Source organism: Gillisia sp. JM1, assembly GCF_000424645.1.
Lineage (GTDB): Bacteria > Bacteroidota > Bacteroidia > Flavobacteriales > Flavobacteriaceae > Gillisia.
Map to the genome: position 1 here is coordinate 148,388 of NZ_KE384218.1, position 24,220 is coordinate 172,607.

Below are 24,220 nucleotides of genomic sequence, written 5' to 3' on the forward strand. Positions count from 1 at the left end.
AAAAATGAAGATGAATATAAACACACTCAAAAAACGAATTATCTTCACTTTAGTAGCTTTTATCGCTATTTCTTGTAGTGACGATTTCGTGGATGTAACTTCTGAAAATGAAAGTGCAGATAACTATTTCAACTCTGAAGAGGAGTACCAACAAGCATTAATTGGAGCTTACGATCTTTTACAAGCAACCTACTTAAACGTATTGATAGGGGAAATTGCGTCAGATAATACCTTAGCTGGAGGGGAAAGTGCCAATGATGTAATTGGATTTCAACAAATTGATAAGATGAGCCACACTCCTGTAAATCAACAGTTGCGGGATGTGTGGAATTGGATGTTTGCAGGAGTGAATCGTGCAAATTATATTCTTCAATTTCAGGATAAGACAGATTTTGAAGGAAGAAACGAAGTGATAGCTCAAGCAAGATTTTTAAGAGCATATTATTATTTTGAACTGGTTAAATTCTTCGGAGATGTGCCGTTGTTTATAGATAAACCTTTGGAATTTGGAGAACAGTTTGATATAGTACGTACTCCACGAGCTGAGGTTTATGACCAAATTGAAGCAGATCTTATTTTTGCTGCAGAAAACTTACCTGCGACCCAAGCACAGACAGGACGTATTACTTCTGGTGCTGCAAATGCACTGTTAGGAAAAGCTTATTTATACCAAGAACAATTTACAGAAGCAGCTGCATCATTTGAAAAAGTGATTAGTGGACCTTATATGTTGGTGCAAGACTATGAGAGTATATTTGAACCAGAAGGAGAGAACGGACCAGGGTCTGTTTTTGAAATTCAATATACAGACAAAGAAGGTGCTGGTTTTGGTTGTCTTCAGTGTAGCGAAGGAAATGTTGCTGTTGGATTCAACGGAATTAGAAATTTCACCGGGCCAATATTTGGTTCTGGATTCAGTTTCAATCTTCCTGTTCAGGATGTGGTAGATGCTTTTTCTGAAAATGATATTAGAAAGGATGTTGCCATTTTAGATATAGATGCTTTTGCAAATGCTACTGGTGCAACATTCATTGAAGGTTTTGAACATACAGGGTATTACAACCGTAAATATCTTGCTAGACAGGGCGATCTTAATACTGGGGATGCTAACCTTACCAATCCTAATAATTATAGATCTATTCGTTTTGCAGACGTGTTATTAATGGCTGCAGAAGCCAACTTTAAGAAATCGCCGCCAGATGAAGGAAAGGCTAGGGAGTATTTAAACCGAGTTAGAGTGAGAGCTCAATTAGATCCGGTTGATTTTGTAGGAAGTATATTATTAGATCAAATATATATAGACCGAAGGTTAGAGTTAGTTGGTGAAGGTCATCGATTCTTTGATCTTGTACGTACCGGAAGAGCTGCCAGTGAAATTGATGGCTTTGTTGCAGGGAAACACGAATTATTTCCAATTCCGGCAATAGAAATTGAACTAGCCGGTAATAACTGGGAGCAAAATCCAAATTATTAAAAACTAAACTAAACGAATAAAGATGAAAATATTCCAATTCTTAGCAATGCTTACAATCTCAGTCCTTTTATTTACAGGATGTGAGAAAGAAGAGATCACGAATTATGCATTTCAAGAAATCTCTGCACCTACAAGTGTAACAGCCAATTTTGATGTGGCTCAAGACGATTCAGGAGATGTCTCAATAACACCAAGCGGTGAAGGAGCACAGGTTTTCCAGGTTTATTTTGGAGATGGTAATGATACGCCAGTAGAGGTTGCTCCAGGAGAGACAGTTTCTTATACTTATGGAGAAGGGGAATACTTGGTAAGGGTAATAGCTGTTGGTTCCACTGGTCTAACTAGTGAATTTAACCAGAGGTTATTAATCTCATTTAAAGCACCTGAAAATTTGGTAGTAAATGTAGTTCAGTCTGTTACTAATCCTGCGATGGTAACTGTTAGTGCATCTGCAGATTTTGCTGCTTCTTTCGATGTTTTCTTTGGAGATACAGAGGATGAAGAACCTACTCAATTAATGCCTGATGCATCTATAGAACACACATATGCCAGTCCGGGTACTTACACAATTCGTGTTGTTGCTAAAGGTGCTGGAGTTGCTACCACTGAAACTACTGTAGAAGTTGTTATTCCTGAGGCGAACGATCCGGTAAAATTACCGATCACCTATGATATACCAACTGTTAATTATGCACTTGGAACTTTTAATGGTGCTTCATTTGAAGTTGTTACTAATCCATTTTTATCAGGAGCAAATCCTGAGGAGTCAATGGTAGGAGCAATCACGAATTCGGGTGCTAACTTTGAAGGTGGAGCTTACAATTTGGGAGAGCCTGTAGATTTCAGCGGTGATAATAAAACTATATCAATGAAGTTTTATTCAGAAACGCCAGTATCGGTACTTGTGAAATTTGAAGGAGGTACTAACGACGATCGACCTAACGAAGTTTCGGCCGATCATGGTGGAACAGGCTGGGAAGTTTTAACTTTCGATTTCGGTTCAGATGCTGTTAAGAGTTTCTTAGAAGGAGCTGATGATAATGGTCAAGCTTTTGTACCAACTGGAAAATATAGCACTTTAGTTTTATTTGTTGAAATTGGTGAAACCACCGCAGGTACTTTCTATTTAGATGATATTATGCAGGAAGCCGCAACAGCAGATTGTGTTGCAGAAACAGAAGAAAATATAGATCCTGCAAATGGTCCTATTAACTGGACATTCAAGACAGATGATCCGGCATATGCTTTCGAAGGATTTGGAAATGTTGAGGCTTCTATAGCCAGTAACCCGGTAACAGATGGAATTAACGCCAGCTGTAACGTAGGAAAAGTGGTTAAAAACAATCCATGTGAATCTTGGGCTGGATTAGGTAAAGGACTCCAGACATCTATGGATTTCGCTACCACCGATAAAAAGGTTTTCACATTGAAAGTTCTTGCCGAAAATCAGGCTACAGATGTGACCTTAAGATTAGAATTTGAACCTCATCCTAATGTAGATCCAGCTGAAGAAAGGGTAGCTCAGGTTACTGAAGTTGGAGTATGGCAGGAACTAACATTTGATTTCTCAGATGTAAATGACAAAACCTTCAAAAGTATCATACTTTATTTCGAAAGAGGCGCAGCTTGTGATGGAGATGTTTATTATTTCGATGATCTTAAACAAACAGATGGAGTAGCAGGTGGTGGTGGAACAGCAAGCACAAAAACAAGCTTTCCTGTAAATCTTGAAACTCCTGCAAATGGCGGAGCCAATGCAAACTGGTCTGTTTTTGAAAATGCAGATAACCCACCATTGGAAATACTTTCGAATCCAAACGCAAGCGGAGCCAATACTTCTGCCACTGTAGCTAAATTTATTGCAAGACAAGGAGGGGAACCTTTTGCAGGTACAATAACACAATTGCAAACTCCTTTTACCTTAAACTCATCTAATAGTACCGTTAAGATATTAGTATGGAAATCGGTAATTAGCGATGTTGGTATCAAATTCGAAAATGCTGCCGGTGGCTCTACAGCAGTGATAAAAGTTGCAAATACAAAAATAAATGAGTGGGAAGAACTAACTTTTGATTTTTCAGGTGTTGTAGGTGATCCTAATAATACAGATATAACAGGTCTGGTTGTATTCCCAGATTTTAATGCAAGAACTGCCGAAACAGTTAATTATTTTGATAATATAACATTGAATGCTGCATCAGCAGGTGGTGGTACAGATGGAGGAAGCTCTAGCGGAACTTTTGGTCTTCCAATAGATTTTGATGGATCCGAAGATTACGAGGATGCTTCCTCTGGAGTTGATTTTGAAGTTGTAACTAATCCTGAGCAATCAGGTATTAATTCTACTGATACGAAAGTAGGTTCATTAACCAATACAGGCCAGCAATTTGAGGCATTAACCTTAAAACTTGATGAAGTTATAGACTTTTCTGGATCCAATAAAACTATTACCATGAAAGTGTATTCGGAAACTGCTTATCCAGTTTTATTTAAGTTAGAAACTGGTGTAAATGGAGAAAGAGCTAATCAAGTTCAAACTGACCATACAGGATCGGGTTGGGAAGAATTAAGTTTCAATTTTGCTACAGACGCTAAAACTAGTTTCATCAGTAATGCTGATTCAGGTGGAGATGCATTTGTGCCAACTGGACAATACGATACAGTATCTATTTTCTTGGATTTTGCAGGAACCACTGCGGGAATTTTCTATATAGATGATATCGAACAGAATTAGAAAAAAAACAAACTATGAAATATTTTAAAATAATATTTAGCTTATTGGTAATTGGCTTGCTGTATACAAGCTGTCAAGATGATGATCTTGGATTAGATACAATATTGGTGCCTACTAATATTGTTGTAAACACTGAAATTAGTGATGATGGTTCTGGAGAAGTCAGTTTTCAAGCTACAGCAAATAATGCACTAAGCTATAAGTATATTTATAGCGACGGGACCTCCGCAGTTTCTTTAGGAGGCGAAATTACCAAGCGTTTTACAAGTGTAGGTTTGAACACTTATTTGGTTACCGTAGTAGCTTATGGAAAAGGTGGTGTAAGTAGCTCAAAATCCCTAGAAGTGGAAGTTAGAAGTGATTTTAATGATCCTGAAACTAAGCAATTACTTACAGGAGGCAGTTCCAAAACCTGGTACATAGCTTCAGCAGTTCCAGGTCATTTAGGAGTTGGACAGAATGTAAATGATGACGGACCAATAGTTGACGGAGGTGGTTTCTTCTCTGGCCCACCTAGTTTTGGTCCTGATTGTTTTTATGATGATAAAATGACTTTTAGTCTCAATGAAAACGATGATATATTATATGAATACGAAAATTTTGGAGTAACCTTTTTCAACAGGGTGTTTACTTCACAGTTCGGGGGTAATGGAGAAGAAGATCAATGTTTAGACTTCACATCAACAGAGACAGTGCCGTTATCTTTAGTGCCTGCTACTTCAGGAATAGATGAGCAGCGTTCAACCGGAACAGTTCTTAATATTGCTAGTGATGGATTTATAAGCTATTATATTGGTCAAAGCCAATACGAAGTGTTGTCAATCACAGAAAATAAAATGGTTCTCCGTGCTGTACAGGGTAACGATAATTTCCTAGCATGGTATCTTATACTTACCACTTCTGCAGATGGTACAGTAGTGACCGATGGTGGTGAAGGCGAAGAGCAGGGTTTTGTGTCTCAGTTCCAAGATATCTTCTGGTCAGATGAATTTGACGGTGATGCCTTGGATACCGATAATTGGAATTATGAGATTGGTAACGGATCCAATGGTTGGGGTAATGGTGAAGCTCAGTATTATACTGATTCTCAAGATAACGTGAAGGTTCAGGACGGTAATCTTGTTATTACTGCTAAAAGAGAATCTGAAGGTGAATTTGATTTCACTTCAGCAAGGATTACCACCAAAGATAAATTTGAATTTACCTATGGTCGTGTAGAGGTACGTGCTAAACTTCCAGAAGGAAAGGGAACATGGCCAGCAATATGGATGTTAGGAGAAGCATGGCCAGAAGAGGCCTGGCCTGGCGTAGGAGAAATGGATATTATGGAGTGGGTTGGAAATGAGCCAAATCGTGTTTCATCTGCTTTACACTTGCCTGGAAATTCTGGAGGGAATTCAATTGTAGGAGATGTTACCGATGTTGAAAATGCGACTACTGAATTTCATATTTATGAAGTTGAATGGACTGCCGAAAAAATTAGCTTCCTTATGGACGGAGAAATCCATTTAGAATTTGATAACGATGCTTCTACTCCTTTTCAAGAAGATTTTTATTTACTTCTGAATATTGCTATGGGTGGAACTCTTGGAGGAACTATAGCAGATGATTTTCAGGAATCATTTATGGAAATAGATTATGTGAAGGTTTACCAATAATTTTATATGATTAGCCAATATTGTCTGGAGGAATTTAGTTCCTCCAGACATTTATTTAAAAAACATGAGAAAACAAAACCTATATAGTATCATCCTTCTACTAAGTTGCCTATCGGCATTTAGCCAGAATTCTAAAATTCCTAGTTCTGTTGAAAATATAGAAGTGAAAATAGACTCTGTACTGTCTTTAATGACTTTGGAAGAAAAAGTTGGACAGTTGGTGCAATACAACGGAAGTTGGGATCTAACAGGACCTGCATCAGAACTTGGCAGTAAACAAAAGGAAGATAATCTCAAAAATGGTCTGGTAGGTTCTATGTTAAATGTGCTTTCTGTAGAAGCTACTCGTGAGGCGCAAAAGCTAATCATGGAAAACTCCAGAATGAAGATCCCGTTGATCTTTGGATATGATGTAATTCATGGCTATAAAACTATTTTTCCTGTACCACTTGGCGAAACGGCCAGTTGGGATCTGGATGCTATGGAATTGTCTGCTAGAATTGCAGCTAGAGAATCTGTAGCTGAAGGAATTAACTGGACTTTCTCACCAATGATAGATGTTTCCAGAGATGCCCGATGGGGCCGTATTATGGAAGGTTCAGGTGAAGATACCTACCTAACTTCTCAAGTAGGGGTTGCCAAAATTAAAGGATATCAGGGAGATGATCTCGCAGGAGATCTTACCATTGCTGCCACCGCTAAACATTTTGCGGGATACGGATTTGCAGAAGCGGGAAGAGATTATAATACGGTACATTTAGGGGAGAATGAACTCCATAATACAGTACTTCCTCCGTTTAAAGCTGCGGCTGAAGCAGGTGTAGCTACTTTTATGAACTCTTTTAATGAGATAGACGGAATTCCATCTACGGGTAACAAATATCTACAAAGAGACATTTTGAAAGGTGATTGGGACTGGAAAGGTTTCATGGTTTCAGATTGGGGTTCTATTCCTGAAATGATCTATCATGGATTTGCTAAAGATAAAAAACAGGCTTCGCAGATTGCCATTAATGCTGGAAGCGATATGGATATGGAGGGTGGTGCTTACGAGTCCAGTCTTGTTGAATTAGTTAATGAAGGAACTGTTGATCTTGCTTTAGTTGACGATGCTGTTAGACGGGTGCTTCGAGTAAAGTTTAAATTAGGACTTTTTGATGATCCTTATAAATACTCCAACCCAGAGGTCAAAAAAAATATATCTTATGAAGATCATAGAAAAGTAGCAAGAACAATTGCTGCAAAATCGATAGTACTTCTTAAGAATGAAAAAGAACTGTTACCAATTAAGCCTACGGTAAAATCTATTGCGGTAATAGGTCCTTTGGCAAATGATAAGGATGCGCCAATAGGAAACTGGAGAGCACAGGGAGAAGCAAACTCTGCTGTCTCTGTAGTAGAAGGAATTAAAAATGCAGTGGGGAAAGATGTCAAGGTGAAATATTCCTTAGGAACCGCTTTAGGAACAAGCGATCGCGGATTCCTATTGCCTTTGGAGATCAATAAAACTGACAGGTCTGGATTTAAAGACGCTATCGAGTTAGCTAAGAATTCAGAAATGGTTGTAATGGTCTTAGGTGAAGATGCTTTTCAGGCAGGAGAAGGTAGAAGTCAGGCAAAGATTAGTTTGGCAGGTCTTCAGCAAGAACTTTTAGAAGAAATTAAAAAAGTTAATAGCAATATAGTTTTAGTGCTTATTAACGGACGGCCATTGGAGATATCCTGGGCTTCAGAGAATATTCCTGCAATAGTTGTAGCTTGGCAATTAGGAACAGAAAGCGGAAATGCCATTGCAGATGTGTTATTAGGAAAATACAATCCTTCAGGAAAATTACCGGTTTCATTTCCCAGGTTAGTAGGGCAGGAGCCTTTATACTACAATCAGAAAAATACAGGAAGACCTTCGAATGATCAGCATGTAACTTATTCTCATTATACCGATGTGAAAAAAGATGCCCTTTATCCTTTTGGATATGGGTTGAGCTATACACAATTTGAATATGGTGAAGTACAGCTTTCTGGTTCTGAGATTAATTCAGAAAAAAACATAGAAGCGCAGATCACTATAAAAAATACTGGAAAAGTAAAAGGGAAAGAAGTGGTACAATTGTATCTTCAGGACATTATTGGAAGCAGAACAAGACCAGTAAAGGAATTGAAGGGCTTTCAGTTAGTAGAGCTTGAACCAGGAGAAAGCAAAACCGTAACATTCCCGATCACTAAAAAAATGTTGGAATTCTATACTGCAAATAGAGTTTGGGAAGCGGAAGATGGAGATTTTAATATATTTGTGGGAGGTAATTCCAGAGATCTAAAGTCTTCTGAATTTACGTTTAAGAATTAATTAATAACATCATTTCATGAATTACAAAGTAGCAATTCTTCTAATAAGCTTGTTGCCGTTTACATCTTGTGCACCAAAGATATTTCAGGATAATTTTGACGGTGATTCCCTGAACATGGATCATTGGAGTTATGAGGAAGGGGATGGTTGCCCAGATCTTTGTGGATGGGGAAATAACGAGCTCCAGATCTACAATAGAGATTATGTGAAAGTTGAAGATGGAAACCTTGTTATTACAGCAATAAAAAAGGGAGATCAATATTTTTCAGGAAAAATCAATACAAAAGATAAAATAGAATTTCAATACGGAAGCATTGAGGTAAGAGCCAAGCTTGCAACGGGAAAAGGATTTTGGCCTGCCTTATGGATGTTGGGAGCAGATATTGATGAGGTAGGATGGCCTGCTTCCGGTGAAATAGATATTATGGAATATGTTGGGAAAGAACCAGGAATCGTTTTCACTTCTCTTCATACCCCCGCAAGTCATGGTAATACTATCAACACCAAAAAGACAGCAATAGAGGGTATAGAAGATGGTTTTCATATTTTTAAAACAGATTGGAGTAAAGACAACATCAAATTTTATGTAGATGATGTATTATTGTACACTTTTGTCCCTAAAGATTATGATGACAAGCACTATCCTTTTAGAAAACCCTTTTATTTCTTGGTCAATCTAGCCGTTGGAGGGAATTTAGGGGGTGCAGTTGTGGATGATACCACCTTACCTCAAAAACTTTACGTAGATTACATCAAAGTTACCAAATTATAAACACTCATTATACTACCTAATTCCTATAAAAAATGAAAAACCAAACATTTCTAATTTTAATCACCATCGTTTCTGCCTTAGGAGGTTTACTCTTTGGGTATGACACCGGAGTAATTAATGGATCTCAGTATTATTTCAGTCAGTATTTCGATTTGGATGCTGGAATGAAAGGTTGGGTCGTTGGAAGTGCTTTAATAGGCTGTTTTGTAGGAGCAATTTTGTCTGGTCCGATTAGTAAAAGTATAGGTAGAAAGTATTCTCTTATAATTTCGGCAATATTATTTTCAATTTCTGCATGGGGATCTGGATTGCCAGCATTTTTACCAGAATCGGTTTCACTATTGGTGGTATTTAGAATTATTGGAGGTTTAGGAATTGGAATAGCGTCAATGAATGCACCTACTTATATTGCTGAAATTGCGCCTGCAAAAATTAGAGGAACTCTAGTTACATATTACCAACTGGCAATTGTAGTTGGGTTTTTTGTGGTTTTCTTAGCAACCTATTTTATTGGGAATAGTGCTACAGAAGCAGAAAACATACAGTATGGATGGAGAACGATGTTTTGGTCTGAACTTATTCCAAGTTTATCATTTCTGTTCTTATTGTTCTTTGTGCCTAAAAGTCCGCGATGGCTTGCTATGAAAGGATTAAGAGAGGATGCTCTAAGAGTGTTGACGAGAATTCATGGTGCAGATGTCGCCGAAAATGAGATTTTGGAGATCGAGAAATCTCTTCATAAAGATCAGAACAAATTAAAACTCAATATTTTCGCAAAAGGGATCTTCGGAATTATTGTAATAGGTACTGTATTGTCTGTTTTACAACAGTTCACAGGAATTAACGCGGTGCTTTATTATGGAGCCGATATCTTTGAAAGAGCCTTAGGCTTTGGAAAAGACGACGTGTTGCTACAACAAGTATTGCTGGCTGGTATAAACTTACTTTTCACTTTTGTTGCTATGGCAACCGTAGATAGATTTGGTAGAAAACCTCTATTATACATAGGGTCTTTAGGTATGTTAGCAGGATTTCTATTATTAGGTTTTACCCTAATGACAGACTCTGTAGGAATACTTTCTCTTATTGGTGTACTTATGTTTATAGCTTCTTTTGCTATGTCTATGGGACCTGTGGTTTGGGTAATCCTTTCAGAGATGTTCCCAAACAGTATAAGAAGTACAGCAATGTCTATAGCTGTAGCCGCACAATGGGCAGCAAATTATTTGGTAACCCAATCTTTCCCGATGGTTGCTGAAAGTAAAATTAACGGAGGTGATTTCTGGAATGGATCCTTACCTTACTTTATCTTTTCAGTATTCATACTAGGCATTGTATTCTTTACCTATAAATATATCCCAGAGACCAAAGGAAAGACTTTGGAGGAATTGGAAGATATGTGGGATATTCCTGAAGTTGCCAAAAAGGTAGTTTAACTTTTTTTATAGAGTGTCCGTGTGACGCAGGAAGGATCTCAACGAAGTATGATTTCAGTTTATAAAAGATTCCTCCTGCGTCAGAACGACAAATAAGTTAGTCTGTCATCCTGAGCAAAGCGATGGATCTCAACGAAGCAGAATGTTTATTTATAAGAGATTCCTCCTTCGTCGGAATGACAATTTAGTTAGTCTGTCTGCCTTTGCCTGTCCAAGGATGATCGCGTCATGCTGAGACCCGTGATAAAAAAATTATCTAGCGGAGGAAATTGGCGTATGAAAGATGCTGAAACGAGTTCAGCATGACGGAAGTTAAAACCAGTATCGTCATCCTGAGCAAAGCGATGGATCTCAACGAAGCAGAATGTTTATTTATAAGAGATTCCTCCTACGTCGGAATGACAATTAAGCGAGCTTGTCTGCCTTTGCCTGTCCAAGGATGATCGCGTCATGCTGAGACCCGTGATAAAAAAATTATCTAGCTGAGGAAATTGACGTATGAAAGATGCTGAAACGAGTTCAGCATGACGGAAGTTAAAACCAGTATCGTCACCCTGAACTTGTTTCAGGGTCTCTTATTAGGATTAACTTTGAAAATACGTCAATGGTAATTTATTTCAGCATCTCAATGAAGCAAGATTTCAGTTTTTAAGAGATTCCTCCTTCGTCGGAATGACAATTGAGTGAGCTTGTCATCCTGAGCAAAACGACAGATCTAATTCAAATTTCTGCGTTCAATAAAAAAACGTTTAAGAAGTTTGGAAGCTTCTTCTTCCATCACCCCACTTTTCACAGTGGTTTTTGGATGTAATTGCCCACCCAATTTTCTATAGCCACGTTCATGATCTGTAGCAGCAAAGACTAAATTAGAAAGCTGACTCCAGTACAGAGCACCTGCGCACATCTGGCAAGGTTCCAGGGTAACATACATGGTGCAATCCTTCAGATATTTTCCGCCTAAAAAATTAGCTGCAGCGGTGATCGCTTGCATTTCAGCATGTGCCGTTACATCATTCAGCATTTCCGTAAGGTTATGACCTCGGGCGATGATCTGCTGATTGATCACAACCACTACTCCAACAGGAATTTCTCCTTTTTCGTAAGCATACGAAGCCTCATCTAAGGCTTTACGCATAAAATACTCGTCGTCAAAAATCAATTGCATATCCAAAAATACAAATTCAAAATGTACCTTTGCTTTTCATGGAAAAAAGTATTTTAAATAATATTGATTCCCCATTAGATCTACGCAAACTTTCTACGGAAGAATTACCTGTTCTGGCAAAGGAACTTCGGAAATTCATAATAGATATCGTGGCCACTAAAGAGGGGCATCTAGGTGCTAGTTTAGGAGTTGTAGAATTGACTATTGCTCTGCACTATGCATTTAATACTCCGGATGATCTCTTGGTTTGGGATGTTGGTCATCAAGCTTATGGGCATAAGATACTTACCGGAAGGCGAGATATATTTGATACCAACAGACAATTACATGGTTTAAGCGGATTCCCTAAAAGATCTGAAAGTGAATATGATACTTTTGGAGTTGGACATTCCTCTACCTCGATCTCTGCTGCACTGGGAATGGCAATTGCTTCTAATTTAAAAGGAGAGTACTCAAAACAACATATTGCCGTAGTTGGTGATGCATCTATTGCTAGCGGGATGGCTTTTGAGGGTTTGAATCATGCCGGAGTGAGCAAGGCAAATTTACTGGTTATTCTAAATGACAATGCCATTGGGATAGATCCTAGTGTTGGAGCTTTGAAACAATATCTTACCAAAGCCAAAGTGGGCCATAAGCCGCAACAGGACAATATTATTGAAGCCTTGAATTTTAACTATTTTGGTCCGGTAGACGGTCATGATATTGAAGGCTTACTAAAGGCTTTTGAAGAATTGAAGAAAATTCAAGGTCCAAAATTCCTTCATGTGATTACCACTAAAGGGAAAGGTTTGCAAAAGGCCGAAGAAGATCAGGTAAAATATCATGCCCCAGGGAAATTCACTCCAGAAACAGGTGAGCTATTACCTTCTAATTCTGAAGGCTTGCCTTTAAAATATCAAGATGTTTTTGGATTGACTTTAGTTGACTTAGCCAGAAAGAATGAAAAAATTATTGGGATAACTCCGGCAATGCCAACGGGTAGCTCCTTAAAATATATGATGGATGCTTACCCCGAAAGAGCTTTCGATGTTGGGATAGCAGAGCAACACGCGGTTACCTTGTCAGCTGGAATGGCTACTCAAGGATTTATAGTGTATTGTGCTATTTATTCCACTTTTCTACAACGCGCCTACGATCAGGTGATACATGATGTAGCAATACAGAATCTTCCGGTGATCTTTTGCTTGGATAGAGCCGGCTTGGTTGGAGAAGATGGCGCTACGCATCATGGAATTTTTGATATCGCTTATTTAAGATGTGTCCCGAATTTAATAATTGCTGCACCCAGAGATGAGGTGGAATTACGGAATTTATTGTATACGGCACAAATAGACTTAAAACATCCTATAGCAATTCGGTATCCTCGAGGAAGAGGAGTTAGATTAGATTGGAAACAGGAATTTAAAGAGTTGGAGATAGGTAAGGGAGAGTTGCTGCTCGAAGGAACAGAAGTAGCTGTAATTAGTTTAGGAACCATTGCTGAAAATGTTAAGCTGGCAATAGCATCTATTGAAGCAAAAGATAAAGTAGCCCATTATGATGCAGGATTTGTAAAACCTTTAGACGAAGCATTGCTTCATGAATTATTTTCCAAATTCAAAAAGGTGATTACTGTGGAAGAAGGAGCTATTTCTGGAGGATTTGGAAGTGCGATATTAGAGTTCGCTGCTAAACACAATTATTCCAGCAAGATAAAATGTTTGGGAATTCCAGATCAATTTATTGAACAAGGAAATATGAAAGAATTATATGAAATAGTAAAATTGGACGTTACAAGTATAGCTCATACCATTAATGTCTTTTTAAAATAATAGTATCCTTATTTATAATGAAATTTAAGTTTGCCCCACTTCTACCCATTTTATTAGTTTTAATTTTTTCGGTTTCTAGCTCCTTTGCTAGCCGTTTGTCAAAAACAATTTCAGACACAACCTCTGTAGATAGTACAAAGAATGACTCTATTAAGGAAGAGAGTCAAGACATGTTGATGATGTGGTCTAAAAAGAATTCTCTCGGGGTAAATATGAGTGAAGTTGCTTTTGTGAACTGGAACGCTGGAGGGAACAATTCTATTTCGGCCTTGTTTTATGGGAATTTCGAGAGGAAATTACAAAAGAATCTTTTGCTCTGGAAAACATCTGCAACTATTCGTTACGGATTAAATGCTCAAGAAGGGAGAAAGGTTAGAAAAACAGATGATGAGATCTCGTTGAATTCAACCTATGGATATAGAAGGGACTCCACTTCAAATTTCCGGTATTCTGCAAAATTCAATTTTAAAACGCAGTTTGCCGATGGTTATAAATATCCACAAAGAGATAAGTCGATCTCCAGTTTTATGGCTCCAGGATATATCTTTTTAGGTGTAGGTGCCGAGTATTCTGCCCCTAATGAAGATCTCACAGTGTATCTCTCTCCTTTAACAGATAAATCTACTTTTGTGTTGGATCAGCGATTGGCAAACGAAGGTATGTTTGGTGTAACTCCGGCTGTTCGCGATAGTATTGGGAATGTACTTGTAAAAGGAGAAAATGTGAGAACAGAGGTTGGGGTTTTGCTAACCAGTAGTTTTAGTAAAGAGGTTTTTAACAATGTGAATCTGGATAATCAGGTCAGTTTTTATACAGACTACCTTAATAAATTCGGAAATATAGATGTAGACTGGGAACTAAAATTGAATTTGGTAGTAAATGAATTTGTAAAAGCCAATATTGGCTCGCATCTTATTTATGACGATGATGTGAAGTTTAAAGAAGACACAAATGATGATGGTACTTTAGAAACTTTAGGACCCAAAATTCAGTTTAAACAATTATTAGGAGTAGGTGTAATGTATGAATTCTAATTACGCCTCCGTATTTAATAGTGTCCTTGTTTTCCCTGGCACATTGCTGTGTTTGTTCAATTTTACGTGAAACTCGGTTCCAAAACCTACTTCACTTCGTAAGGCTACCGTCCCCCCATGGGCTTCAGCAACCATTTTTACTAGTGTTAGGCCAATTCCATAACTTTTCAGTTTTTTCTCCCTTTGTTGTTTTCCATGATGTAAAAAGGTGAAAATACCTTCTTGTTTTTCTACGGGAATTGGTTCTCCATGATTGTGTACAGAGATATTCAGCCATTCTTCCTCGTTCTTTATTTTAATAACTACCGGCTTTTCAGAATGCCCATATTTTATAGCATTGGTAATTAGATTTTCCAGTAAACGTCTAACGGCAGTCCCATCAAAAGTGCCATTTATAGGCTCATCTGTTTTATCTAAAATTATTTCTTCTGAAAAAACTTCACAGGCTTCCTCGTAAACCGTCTGGATATTTTCATTTATATCCATTTCAGAAAAGGAAAGCATAATTCCTTCCCCTGCCTTTACAGTAATGGAATCTAAAAGACCTTCAATAAGGTCTATGGCTTTATTTACGCTATTGTAAGACATCTTTTTAACCTTTTCCAGTCTTTCCTTGCCAGATTCAAAATTCATCATTTCAATTGCCATTCTTGCAGCGGCTAATGGGTTTCTAATGTCATGTGCTAGGGTTCCTATCAATTTACTCTGCATTTCCTGAATAGATTCAGTAAATGAGGTTACAGAATTCAGCATTGCCTTGTCTATGGAACATTTTATAAGATGAAATAAGGATTCCTCAGTAATATCGTTCTTGTGAAGCACCTTAATAATCACATTGTGAAAGATCATGTACTCATGAATTATCTGGTCTACGGTATAATTAGGAGAAGTAGCCCGATGCCTCCCATGCTCAAGACTATTTTCTTCTATATGATGGATTTTTTCATCATTGAGGTAATCATCGGTATTTTCATGACGATTCAATATTTCTATGATATCATCCAGAATGTTTGGGACATGATCATGAAGTGCAATTTTATTCGTGCTTGGAGCGGCTTTCACTTGTTGCAAAACTTCTTTTTCCCATAGATCTATGACCTCATCACGCTTACTTTTTAATAATCTGGCAGTTTTTTTCATGAATTGTTTATGCAAGGTGTAAGCAATTTATATGCTATTACCTTTGTATTTATTGAAGGAAGCAACGGTGATTCCATCGGTTAAAGATGCGGTGTAGGTGCAAAGTTGCAATAAAGTTTCATAAACCGATTGCCCTTCTTGTATTTTTAATTTCGGAACCGATTTCCTTACTAAATTATTATAATTGGAGTCATCTAATGCAATGGATTCTGGTAAAAATGCTCCAGTATAAGTATCTAAAAGGTACGATAACATCTTGTAACCCGCAATTTCCTTATTTATTACATCTTCACTTTGATAAATTCGTTCCACAGAGATCTTTATGATATCCTTGATCTGGGCTTCATAACTGCTTTTATCGAAAAGAGATTCATGAAATTCACCATTTAAAATAGTTTCTTCATTCTTCAGGAATATAGCTACAGCCTCAGTGATCAAGGTGTTAATTGCCAAAGCCCGTAAATAGCTTAATCTATCTGCGGTATTTGTAAGCGAATTATACTTAGATGTGTTAATGCTGTTTTTTACTAATTTAATGAGATACTCTAATGCGTATTCCTCATCGATCAATCCAAGATTTATTCCATCTTCAAAATCGATGATGGTGTAACAAATATCATCTGCAGCTTCTACTAAAAAAGCAAGAGGATGTCTTGAGTATGCTGTAAATTCTCCTTTTCTAACTGTTTTTAGACCTAATTCTTCTGCAATCTCTTCAAATATTTTTTGTTCTGTTTGAAAAACCCCAAACTTCTTATCACCTATATTTTTTGTGGGTTTATGCGGAAGGGATTCCTTTGGGTATTTTATAAATGCACCTAAAGTGGCATAGGATAAACGAAGTCCGCCTTCTATTCCTGGTCTATTTTCGGTAAGGATCTTAAAGCCGTTGGCATTCCCTTCAAACTTCATAAGATCTTGATATTCCTTTTCTGTAAGTTGCTCTTTGTAGCGTTTTCCGTTTCCTAGACTGAAGTATTCGCCTATTGCTTTTTCTCCAGAGTGACCAAAAGGTGGATTACCAATATCATGAGCTAAACAAGCCGCTGCTACGATAGCTCCAAAATCGTTCATTTGGTAAGCATGAGTTTCCTTTAGCTGTGGATGTTTTTCCAAGATCTTTTGTCCGGCAAGTCTTCCTAAGGAACGTCCAACTACAGATACTTCTAAACTATGGGTTAAACGGGTATGAATAAAATCTGTTTTAGAAAGTGGGATTACCTGCGTTTTGTCTTGAAGACTTCTAAATGCTGAAGAGAAAATAATACGATCGTAATCTACCTCGAAACCAAGACGGGTTTCATTTTGTTCTTTACGTAGTCTTTTATTAGTATCTCCATATCGTTTTAAAGATAGGAGTTGTTCCCAATTCATCATGTTATATAATTATTTCCCGCGGATTTCGCAGATATTTACAACCCATTTACTTTTCTATAAATACCTGGAGTTATATTTTCTACGTTAAAATTCACTAAAATAGCTAATTTTAATTTTGTGAGCTTTAAATAGGTGATCGTTTGTTTGTGATGAACCTCAGCTAAATTTTCTACTGATTTCACTTCAATGATAACTTTGTCCTCAATTAACAAATCTAACCTAAATCCTACTTCTAATTTTTCACCCTCATAGTAAACTGGAACAGGAACTTCTCTGTTGACTTTCAGACCTTCTTTTCTAAGTTCAAATTTATGGCTGCCACATAAACAGATTCTAAAAGGCCAGGCCCCAAATTATTATAAACATTAAAAATGGCACCTCTGATTTTATAAGAAATTTCATTTTCATCCATATTATTAGTTTACTTTTCTGCGTATATCAGCGAAATCTGCGGGCTTATTTTTTTATTATAATGTCTTCCAAGCCTTGATCTATTTAAAAACCTATACGGGTTTTACTTTGTTCTTTGCTCAAGCTTTTATTTGTATTTCATATCGTTTTAAGGAAAGGAATTGTTCCTAAATCATGATTATTTATGGTTTTTCCCGCAGATTTCGCAGAAAACCGCAGATTTTTTCAAATCATTTTATTTGTTATTTGAAATCATTCAGAAGTTGTTCCCAATTCATCATGTTTAAAAGGTTGCGTTAGGGATTGAGCTATTTGTTTGAGCTCTCCCGATTTTTATTCGGGAAGCGAGTAGCGAAAGCCCGACCCGAAAGGGTAACGCCCAATCTACTGATTTCAAAAGTAGTAAAAAAGGGAAGTAAACTTTCGAATACTTCCCTTTAGTTAAGGATTGTTATTTTCTTTTTTCTCCTACTGTAGTTTTCGGATGACTCTTTGCATAAGAGGGCTTTACATACTTTCCAGTAATCGCGCTACGATAAGATTTTGAATTAGCTTTATTAGCCATAGTACAAAATTTTAAAGTTTAATGTTTTTAGAGATCCTTTTGTACCTTTTTTGCATATATTTGAATTCTCACAAACAAATAAAATAAAAGGCTCTAGAATAGAATCTCATTTCTATTATCTAGTTTCTAAAATTTTTAAGATCCGATTTCTAATTATGAAATCGGATTTTTTTATTGGTTTAATTTGTGTTTAAGATCCACACATCAAGCAATCATCATCTTCGCCTTCTTTGGCTTGAGCAATTAAATCGCGAAGTTCATCTGGAGAAAGTGCGTCTCCTTCTGCAACAACTGCTGCAGGTTTCGGTGTGGTTTGTGGTTCTACTTTTGCTTTTACCTGCACAACTTCTTCTGGTTGAGACAATTCTGAATATGATTCTAATACAGGTTCTTTCTTAGTCTCTTTTTCTAAGGTGAACTTAATAGCATCTACCGCACTCTTAGTTCTTAGGTAATACATTCCAGTTTTAAGTCCGCTCTTCCATGCGTAAAAGTGCATGGAGGTTAACTTACTGTTGTTTGCATTTTCCATGAACAAATTAAGCGATTGAGACTGATCTATGAAATACCCACGTTGTCTGGACATATCTATTATATCCTTCATACTTAATTCCCATACAGTTTTGTAAAGTTCCTTAAGGTCTTGAGGGATAATGTCTATTCCTTGTACAGATCCATTAGCACGCAAAATGGCATTTTTCACATCTTCTGTCCAAAGATTACGCTCTACAAGATCTTCTAATAAGTGTTTGTTCACTACTATAAATTCCCCTGATAGAACTCTTCTGGTATAGATGTTAGAAGTATAAGGCTCAAAAGCTTCATTGTTTCCAAGGATCTGAGAGGTAGAAGCTGTAGGCATTGGCGCCATTAAAAGAGAGTTTCTTACTCCATTTTTAAGCACTTGCTTGCGCAGTTTTTTCCAATCCCAACGTCCGCTTAGATCTTCATCCTTAATTCCCCACATATTGTATTGGAATTCTCCTTTACTCATTGGAGACCCTTCATATGTAGAATATGGTCCTTCTTCAATAGCCAGTTCCATAGAAGCTGTAACCGATGCGAAATAAAGTGTTTCGAATATTTCTTGGTTTAAAGCTTTAGCCTCGTCACTGGTAAATGGCATTCTTAATTTTATAAAAGCATCTGCTAATCCTTGAACACCTAATCCAACAGGACGGTGACGGACATTAGAGTTTTCTGCTTCTTTAACAGGGTAGTAGTTTCTGTCTATTACCTTGTTTAAATTCTTGATCACACGTTTAGTGATCTTATAAAGTTCTTTATGATCAAATTCATTGCCCTTTATAAACATTGGTAGAGCGATAGAAGCCAGGTTGCAAACCGCAACTTCATCCGGGCTCGTATATTCCATGATCTCTGTACAGAGGTTGGAAGATCTTATAGTTCCAAGGTTCTTCTGATTGGATTTTCTATTTGCTGCATCTTTGTACAACATGTAAGGAGTTCCAGTCTCAATTTGAGATTCTAGGATCTTCTCCCATAACTCACGAGCCTTGATAGATTTTCTACCTTTTCCTTCTGCTTCGTATTTATGATATAATGCCTCGAATTCATCTCCATAGATATCGAAAAGTCCAGGACATTCATTAGGGCACATAAGTGTCCAGTTTCCATCTTTTTCTACACGTTGCATGAAAAGATCTGGGATCCACATCGCATAAAAAAGATCTCTTGCACGCATTTCTTCCTTCCCGTGATTCTTTTTAAGATCTAGGAAATCGAAGATATCTGCATGCCATGGTTCTACATACATTGCAAAGGAACCTTTACGTTTTCCTCCACCTTGATCTACATATCTTGCAGTATCGTTAAATACTCTAAGCATAGGTACGATCCCGTTGGAAGTTCCATTTGTTCCAGAAATATAAGATCCTGTTGCACGAACATTATGGATAGATAATCCAATTCCACCGGCAGATTGTGAGATCTTAGCGGTTTGCTTCAATGTATCGTAAATACCATCTATACTATCATCTTTCATTGTGAGTAGAAAGCAAGATGACATTTGTGGTTTTGGCGTTCCAGAGTTGAATAAGGTTGGCGTTGCATGAGTAAAGAACTTTTTAGACATCAAGTCGTAAGTTTCAATAGCTGCATCAATATCATCTATATGAATACCCACAGAAACACGCATTAACATATGCTGTGGACGTTCTGCTATTTTTCCGTTCAATTTTAATAAATAGGAACGCTCTAATGTTTTAAATCCGAAGTAATCGTAATTGAAATCGCGATTGTATATAATGGTAGAATCCAGTAATTCTTTGTTTTCCTGAATCACTTTTTGTACATCATCTGCTAAAAGAGGGGCATCTTTCCCTGTTCTAGGATTCACATATTCATGAAGATCTGTCATCACCTCAGAAAATGTTTTCTTGGTATTCTTGTGCAAGTTAGATACAGAAATTCTTGCAGCAAGTTTGGCGTAATCCGGGTGAGAAGTAGTCATGGTTGCAGAAACTTCTGCGGCCAAATTATCTAATTCACTTGTGGTAACACCATCATATAAACCTTCAATAACACGCATTGCAACCTTAAGCGGATCCACCAGTTCATTTAAACCATAACAAAGTTTTTTAATTCTGGCAGTAATTTTGTCGAACATAACGGGCTCCTTATGGCCGTCTCTTTTTTGTACATACATAGGCTTATGTTTTTAATGGGTCTGCTATAAGAAGAAACTTAAAGCAAACAGAAATTTATAATGAAACCGAATGGTCCTAGAGAGAAGTAAGTTCTCAGATTTAGGAATTCGAATAACTTAATGGGTTTATTCAATTACCGGCTACAACCGTGTTGGGGGGCACGATTGAATCCGGAAAATAACGCTTGATTAAAAATCGGCGTCAAAACTTATTTTGTCTGTGTCTTTGTCTTTATTCATTACACCAGCTTTTTGATATTCCCCTACGCGTTTTTCAAAGAAGTTTGTTTTTCCTTGTAGGTTAATCATATCCATAAAGTCGAATGGATTTGCACTACCGTATTCTTTTTCGCATCCAAATTCTACTAACAATCTATCTGCAACAAATTCCAGATATTCTGTCATCAATTTGGCATTCATACCAATAAGACTTGCAGGTAAAGATTCAGTGATAAACTCACGCTCGATAGTTAAAGCATCGGTAAGTATTTCGCGAATACGTTCTTTTGGAACTTTATTCACGATGTGATGTTGGTGTAAATGCACTGCAAAGTCACAGTGAACACCTTCGTCACGAGATATTAATTCGTTAGAGAAAGTTAATCCAGGCATCAATCCACGTTTCTTTAACCAGAAGATAGAGCAGAATGCACCAGAGAAGAATATTCCTTCTACAGCAGCAAATGCGATCAATCTTTCAGCAAAGGAATCAGATTCTATCCATTGTAAAGCCCAATCTGCTTTTTTCTTAATAGCCGGGAAAACCTCAATCGCATTAAATAATTGATCTTTTTCTTTTTCATCCTTCACATACGTGTCTATAAGTAAGGAGTAAGTTTCAGAATGAATATTTTCCATCATGATCTGAAAACCATAAAAGAATTTAGCCTCGGCATATTGAACTTCATTCACGAAGTTTTCAGCAAGATTTTCGTTTACAATCCCATCTGAAGCAGCAAAAAAGGCAAGAATATGTTTTATAAAATATCGCTCATCTGCATTCAACTTATTATTCCAGTCTGAAAGATCTTGATGAAGATCAATCTCTTCAGCAGTCCAAAAACTAGCTTCCATTTTTTTATACCAATCCCAAATATCGTGATGTTTAATTGGGAAAATTACAAATCGATCTTTGTTCTCTTGTAAAATGGGTTCAAGTTGTGACATAGAATAGTGGTTTTTTAATTGTGATCTAACGTGAAATACTCGTTCAAACAAATATTGAAAAATCTATTAGATTTTGAAAGGAAAATGAGCAAACGTTTTCAACAAAGTTTTTAACAGAGGTCTATTTTTAAGTTCTTAAAATAGCGCTAAAAAGCAAAAGTAAATAACTGAAAATCAGTTAATTAAATGCTGTAGGTAAAAACGAACCGATAGGGGGTAAATACATGGTAATCCCTTTAAAACAGACCGATACAAGCTTCTTTTGAAGCTATTAACAATTGCGTTTTTTTGGCCTAAATTTTAACAATATATGGAAATGAATTTTGAAGAAATCAAAAAGAAGTAGCAAAGGGGTTATTTGCTAGAAGTGCAAAATAGCCTAAATTAAAAACCGCTAGATTTTTTAAATTTTAAAACTTCGCCAGAAATAGTAAGGTGTTAGGTCATCAAAAAGGAAGGGCCACTAAAAAAATCCAAAGATGATTAAAACAAAATATTATTAAATAAAAAAGGGGGAAGGAGGGAATACTAAAATAGTGTAGGGTAGTATACTATTGCTAAAATACAGCCTTAGTTATAACTATCAATTATAATTAACTTAGAATTATAAGTAATGATATTTTCCTTTAACAAGAAATTAATTTTAAACTATGAATATGGTGTACAATTCTAAATAGTGACAGCAATTGAAAACGTTTTAATCCCTCATTGAGGATTTAACCCTCCTGATCGGCTGGGCAGGTTCCCCGAGGCCTGCCCGATACGTTCAGGCGAGCTTGCCTCGAATTTTTAAAAGTATTTTCCTCCCGAAGCATCGGGACATACATCATGGGCCCGCCCGTAACGTTCGGGCGGGCTTGCCCCGAGGTTCTTGATTTTGAAAAGAGAAGGTTTTATTTATTTAATTTCTGCGCAGTTTCTTCAAGTTCGCCATACCAGTCTTCTCCAAATTTTCTAATTAAAGCTTGTTTAACAAATTTGTAAACAGGTACTTGAAGTTCTTTTCCTAGAGTACAAGCATCATCGCAAATATGCCAGTGGTGATAGTTTACTGCGGCAAATTCAGAATAATCTTGAACTCTAACCGGATATAAATGACAGGAAACAGGCTTTTTCCAGTCTATCTCCCCTTGATTATACGCTTCTTCAATTCCGCATAAAGCAGTCCCTCTATTGTCAAAGGTTACGTAAGCGCAATCTGCTCCATTTATAAGTGGCGTTTCTAACTCCCCATCTTCCGTGGTTACAAAAGTTCCTTGACGCTCTATAGCTTCTATACCTTCTTTTCTTAGGAATGGTTTTACCTTCGGATAAATATCCTGTAGAATTTTGGTTTCGGCCGCATCTAAAGGTGCTCCGGCATCGCCGTCTATACAACAGGCTCCTTTGCAAGCAGCAAGATTGCACACAAAATCCTTTTGGATTATATCTTCAGAAACGATTGTTTTACCTATTTGGAACATAGCCGCAAAGATATTATATAAACTGAATTTATAACCTCTTTAGGATGGCTTTTTTAGGGATTGATGCTTTTGTAAATTTCTTCAGGAATTTATTTGCTTTCTGTATTTTAAGCGTAATTTTGCGACTATTTTAATGTTTGTTGTTATGAAACTTGATATTCGAGAAATTGGTACTGCCAGCATGATCTTATTTGCTGTAATAGATATCGTTGGAAGCATCCCAATAGTTATAGATCTAAAGAAAAAAGCAGGGCATATTCAAAGTGAAAAAGCATCTATTGTAGCGGGTATCCTAATGGTGATGTTTCTTTTCGTAGGAGCAGAGATCTTAAAACTTATAGGAATAGATGTCAACTCTTTTGCAGTTGCAGGTTCTTTTATCCTGTTTTTTCTAGCGCTAGAAATGATTCTTGGAATAACACTCTATAAAGATGAGACGCCAGAAACCTCTGCAGTGGTTCCTTTAGCCTTCCCTCTTATTGCAGGTGCCGGGACTATGACTACCTTATTGTCTTTAAGGGCGGAATATGAAACGGTCAACATTATTGTTGCAATTGTAATTAATATCGTCTTTGTTTACTTAGTTTTAAAATCTTCGGGTAAGATCGAGGGTTTTTTAGGAAAACAAGGAATCAACGTAATCCGAAAAATATTTGGTGTAATTTTACTAGCTATCGCGGTAAAATTATTTGCTGCTAACATTCAGAATTTATTTAAATGAAAATATTTATCTACATACTAATAGCGCTATCTGTTGCTGTTATTGCCTATAATGTAACAGTTTTAAATTTTAGTGATATACTAAGTGAAGATAGTGCAATCGCACTTATTGGAATTGTATGTGCAGCATGTGTGATCGTTTTGCTTTCAATTTTGTTGACATCTAAAGCGATTGAACATAAAGTTAAAGACAAGAATTAGGGCTATTATTGGTTATTGTTTTTTTTCTAAAAGAGATCATTTAAAGCGTAAGATAAAACCCACGCTTTAAACTAGTT

Annotated in this window: 16 protein-coding genes and 1 pseudogene; 10 read left to right on the plus strand and 7 right to left on the minus strand. The window is 36.9% G+C overall.

Going from position 1 to position 24,220, the window contains the following annotated elements:
* Positions 1 to 4: 4 nt before the first annotated feature.
* The 6 genes from H033_RS0103970 to H033_RS0103995 all read left to right on the plus strand — a co-directional run bounded on the left by H033_RS0103970 (position 5) and on the right by H033_RS0103995 (position 10,418).
* Positions 5 to 1,474 (plus strand): RagB/SusD family nutrient uptake outer membrane protein, encoded by a 1,470-nt coding sequence (locus H033_RS0103970; RefSeq protein ID WP_034886094.1) that lies wholly within the window; start codon positions 5 to 7, stop codon positions 1,472 to 1,474.
* Between the two features lie 22 nt (positions 1,475 to 1,496).
* Positions 1,497 to 4,208 (plus strand): PKD domain-containing protein, encoded by a 2,712-nt coding sequence (locus H033_RS20840; RefSeq protein ID WP_051227778.1) that lies wholly within the window; start codon positions 1,497 to 1,499, stop codon positions 4,206 to 4,208.
* Between the two features lie 14 nt (positions 4,209 to 4,222).
* A complete protein-coding gene (locus tag H033_RS0103980; protein WP_026837128.1) occupies positions 4,223 to 5,866 on the plus strand; it encodes a family 16 glycosylhydrolase in 1,644 nt (547 codons plus the stop codon).
* A 64-nt stretch (positions 5,867 to 5,930) separates the two neighbouring features.
* Complete coding sequence (gene bglX / locus H033_RS19530; RefSeq protein ID WP_034886095.1) at positions 5,931 to 8,210, plus strand: beta-glucosidase BglX; 2,280 nt, start codon at positions 5,931 to 5,933, stop codon at positions 8,208 to 8,210.
* A gap of 16 nt (positions 8,211 to 8,226) precedes the next feature.
* Positions 8,227 to 8,982 (plus strand): family 16 glycosylhydrolase, encoded by a 756-nt coding sequence (locus tag H033_RS0103990; protein WP_026837129.1) that lies wholly within the window; start codon positions 8,227 to 8,229, stop codon positions 8,980 to 8,982.
* Between the two features lie 32 nt (positions 8,983 to 9,014).
* Positions 9,015 to 10,418, plus strand: coding sequence for a sugar porter family MFS transporter (locus H033_RS0103995; protein ID WP_026837130.1), 1,404 nt, complete (start codon positions 9,015 to 9,017; stop codon positions 10,416 to 10,418).
* 715 nt (positions 10,419 to 11,133) lie between these two features.
* Here H033_RS0103995 and H033_RS0104000 read toward each other — a convergent pair.
* Positions 11,134 to 11,583, minus strand: a complete 450-nt coding sequence (locus tag H033_RS0104000) for a nucleoside deaminase (RefSeq protein ID WP_026837131.1) — start codon at positions 11,581 to 11,583, stop codon at positions 11,134 to 11,136.
* A 38-nt stretch (positions 11,584 to 11,621) separates the two neighbouring features.
* Here H033_RS0104000 and dxs point away from each other — a divergent pair, with 38 nt between their 5' ends.
* Together dxs and H033_RS0104010 are read left to right on the plus strand one after the other, a co-directional pair.
* On the plus strand, positions 11,622 to 13,397 hold the full coding sequence (gene dxs, locus H033_RS0104005) for a 1-deoxy-D-xylulose-5-phosphate synthase (protein WP_026837132.1): 1,776 nt from the start codon (positions 11,622 to 11,624) through the stop codon (positions 13,395 to 13,397).
* A gap of 17 nt (positions 13,398 to 13,414) precedes the next feature.
* A complete protein-coding gene (locus H033_RS0104010) occupies positions 13,415 to 14,431 on the plus strand; it encodes a DUF3078 domain-containing protein (protein WP_026837133.1) in 1,017 nt (338 codons plus the stop codon).
* Here H033_RS0104010 and H033_RS0104015 read toward each other — a convergent pair whose 3' ends face one another.
* The 6 genes and pseudogenes from H033_RS0104015 to H033_RS0104045 form a co-directional block, all read right to left on the minus strand.
* Positions 14,432 to 15,571 (minus strand): sensor histidine kinase, encoded by a 1,140-nt coding sequence (locus H033_RS0104015; protein ID WP_026837134.1) that lies wholly within the window; start codon positions 15,569 to 15,571, stop codon positions 14,432 to 14,434.
* A gap of 27 nt (positions 15,572 to 15,598) precedes the next feature.
* Positions 15,599 to 16,945 (minus strand): dGTP triphosphohydrolase, encoded by a 1,347-nt coding sequence (gene dgt / locus H033_RS0104020; protein ID WP_034886260.1) that lies wholly within the window; start codon positions 16,943 to 16,945, stop codon positions 15,599 to 15,601.
* A 38-nt stretch (positions 16,946 to 16,983) separates the two neighbouring features.
* A pseudogene (locus tag H033_RS19535) lies at positions 16,984 to 17,360 on the minus strand (GxxExxY protein).
* Between the two features lie 754 nt (positions 17,361 to 18,114).
* The gene (locus H033_RS0104035) at positions 18,115 to 20,592 is read right to left on the minus strand and encodes a ribonucleoside-diphosphate reductase subunit alpha (protein WP_026837136.1); all 2,478 of its coding nucleotides are present in this window, start codon (positions 20,590 to 20,592) and stop codon (positions 18,115 to 18,117) included.
* Positions 20,593 to 20,781: 189 nt separating this feature from the next.
* A complete protein-coding gene (locus tag H033_RS0104040; protein ID WP_026837137.1) occupies positions 20,782 to 21,759 on the minus strand; it encodes a ribonucleotide-diphosphate reductase subunit beta in 978 nt (325 codons plus the stop codon).
* An 893-nt stretch (positions 21,760 to 22,652) separates the two neighbouring features.
* Positions 22,653 to 23,222, minus strand: coding sequence for a DUF3109 family protein (locus H033_RS0104045; protein ID WP_026837138.1), 570 nt, complete (start codon positions 23,220 to 23,222; stop codon positions 22,653 to 22,655).
* A 145-nt stretch (positions 23,223 to 23,367) separates the two neighbouring features.
* Between H033_RS0104045 and H033_RS0104050 the strand changes: the two genes are divergently transcribed.
* The gene (locus H033_RS0104050; protein ID WP_034886262.1) at positions 23,368 to 23,943 is read left to right on the plus strand and encodes a MarC family protein; all 576 of its coding nucleotides are present in this window, start codon (positions 23,368 to 23,370) and stop codon (positions 23,941 to 23,943) included.
* On the plus strand, positions 23,940 to 24,143 hold the full coding sequence (locus H033_RS0104055) for a hypothetical protein (RefSeq protein ID WP_026837140.1): 204 nt from the start codon (positions 23,940 to 23,942) through the stop codon (positions 24,141 to 24,143). The genes H033_RS0104050 and H033_RS0104055 overlap by 4 nt, the downstream gene beginning before the upstream one ends.
* Positions 24,144 to 24,220: the final 77 nt, after the last annotated feature.

What these genes read in the sequence shown, in the direction of transcription:
- H033_RS0103970 (WP_034886094.1), top strand. Translation starts at nt 5, where the DNA reads ATGAAGATGAATATAAACACACTCAAAAAACGAATTATCTTCACTTTA.
- H033_RS20840 (WP_051227778.1), top strand. Translation starts at nt 1,497, where the DNA reads ATGAAAATATTCCAATTCTTAGCAATGCTTACAATCTCAGTCCTTTTA.
- H033_RS0103980 (WP_026837128.1), top strand. Translation starts at nt 4,223, where the DNA reads ATGAAATATTTTAAAATAATATTTAGCTTATTGGTAATTGGCTTGCTG.
- bglX (WP_034886095.1), top strand. Translation starts at nt 5,931, where the DNA reads ATGAGAAAACAAAACCTATATAGTATCATCCTTCTACTAAGTTGCCTA.
- H033_RS0103990 (WP_026837129.1), top strand. Translation starts at nt 8,227, where the DNA reads ATGAATTACAAAGTAGCAATTCTTCTAATAAGCTTGTTGCCGTTTACA.
- H033_RS0103995 (WP_026837130.1), top strand. Translation starts at nt 9,015, where the DNA reads ATGAAAAACCAAACATTTCTAATTTTAATCACCATCGTTTCTGCCTTA.
- H033_RS0104000 (WP_026837131.1), bottom strand. Translation starts at nt 11,583, where the DNA reads ATGCAATTGATTTTTGACGACGAGTATTTTATGCGTAAAGCCTTAGAT.
- dxs (WP_026837132.1), top strand. Translation starts at nt 11,622, where the DNA reads ATGGAAAAAAGTATTTTAAATAATATTGATTCCCCATTAGATCTACGC.
- H033_RS0104010 (WP_026837133.1), top strand. Translation starts at nt 13,415, where the DNA reads ATGAAATTTAAGTTTGCCCCACTTCTACCCATTTTATTAGTTTTAATT.
- H033_RS0104015 (WP_026837134.1), bottom strand. Translation starts at nt 15,571, where the DNA reads ATGAAAAAAACTGCCAGATTATTAAAAAGTAAGCGTGATGAGGTCATA.
- dgt (WP_034886260.1), bottom strand. Translation starts at nt 16,945, where the DNA reads ATGAATTGGGAACAACTCCTATCTTTAAAACGATATGGAGATACTAAT.
- H033_RS0104035 (WP_026837136.1), bottom strand. Translation starts at nt 20,592, where the DNA reads ATGTATGTACAAAAAAGAGACGGCCATAAGGAGCCCGTTATGTTCGAC.
- H033_RS0104040 (WP_026837137.1), bottom strand. Translation starts at nt 21,759, where the DNA reads ATGTCACAACTTGAACCCATTTTACAAGAGAACAAAGATCGATTTGTA.
- H033_RS0104045 (WP_026837138.1), bottom strand. Translation starts at nt 23,222, where the DNA reads ATGTTCCAAATAGGTAAAACAATCGTTTCTGAAGATATAATCCAAAAG.
- H033_RS0104050 (WP_034886262.1), top strand. Translation starts at nt 23,368, where the DNA reads ATGAAACTTGATATTCGAGAAATTGGTACTGCCAGCATGATCTTATTT.
- H033_RS0104055 (WP_026837140.1), top strand. Translation starts at nt 23,940, where the DNA reads ATGAAAATATTTATCTACATACTAATAGCGCTATCTGTTGCTGTTATT.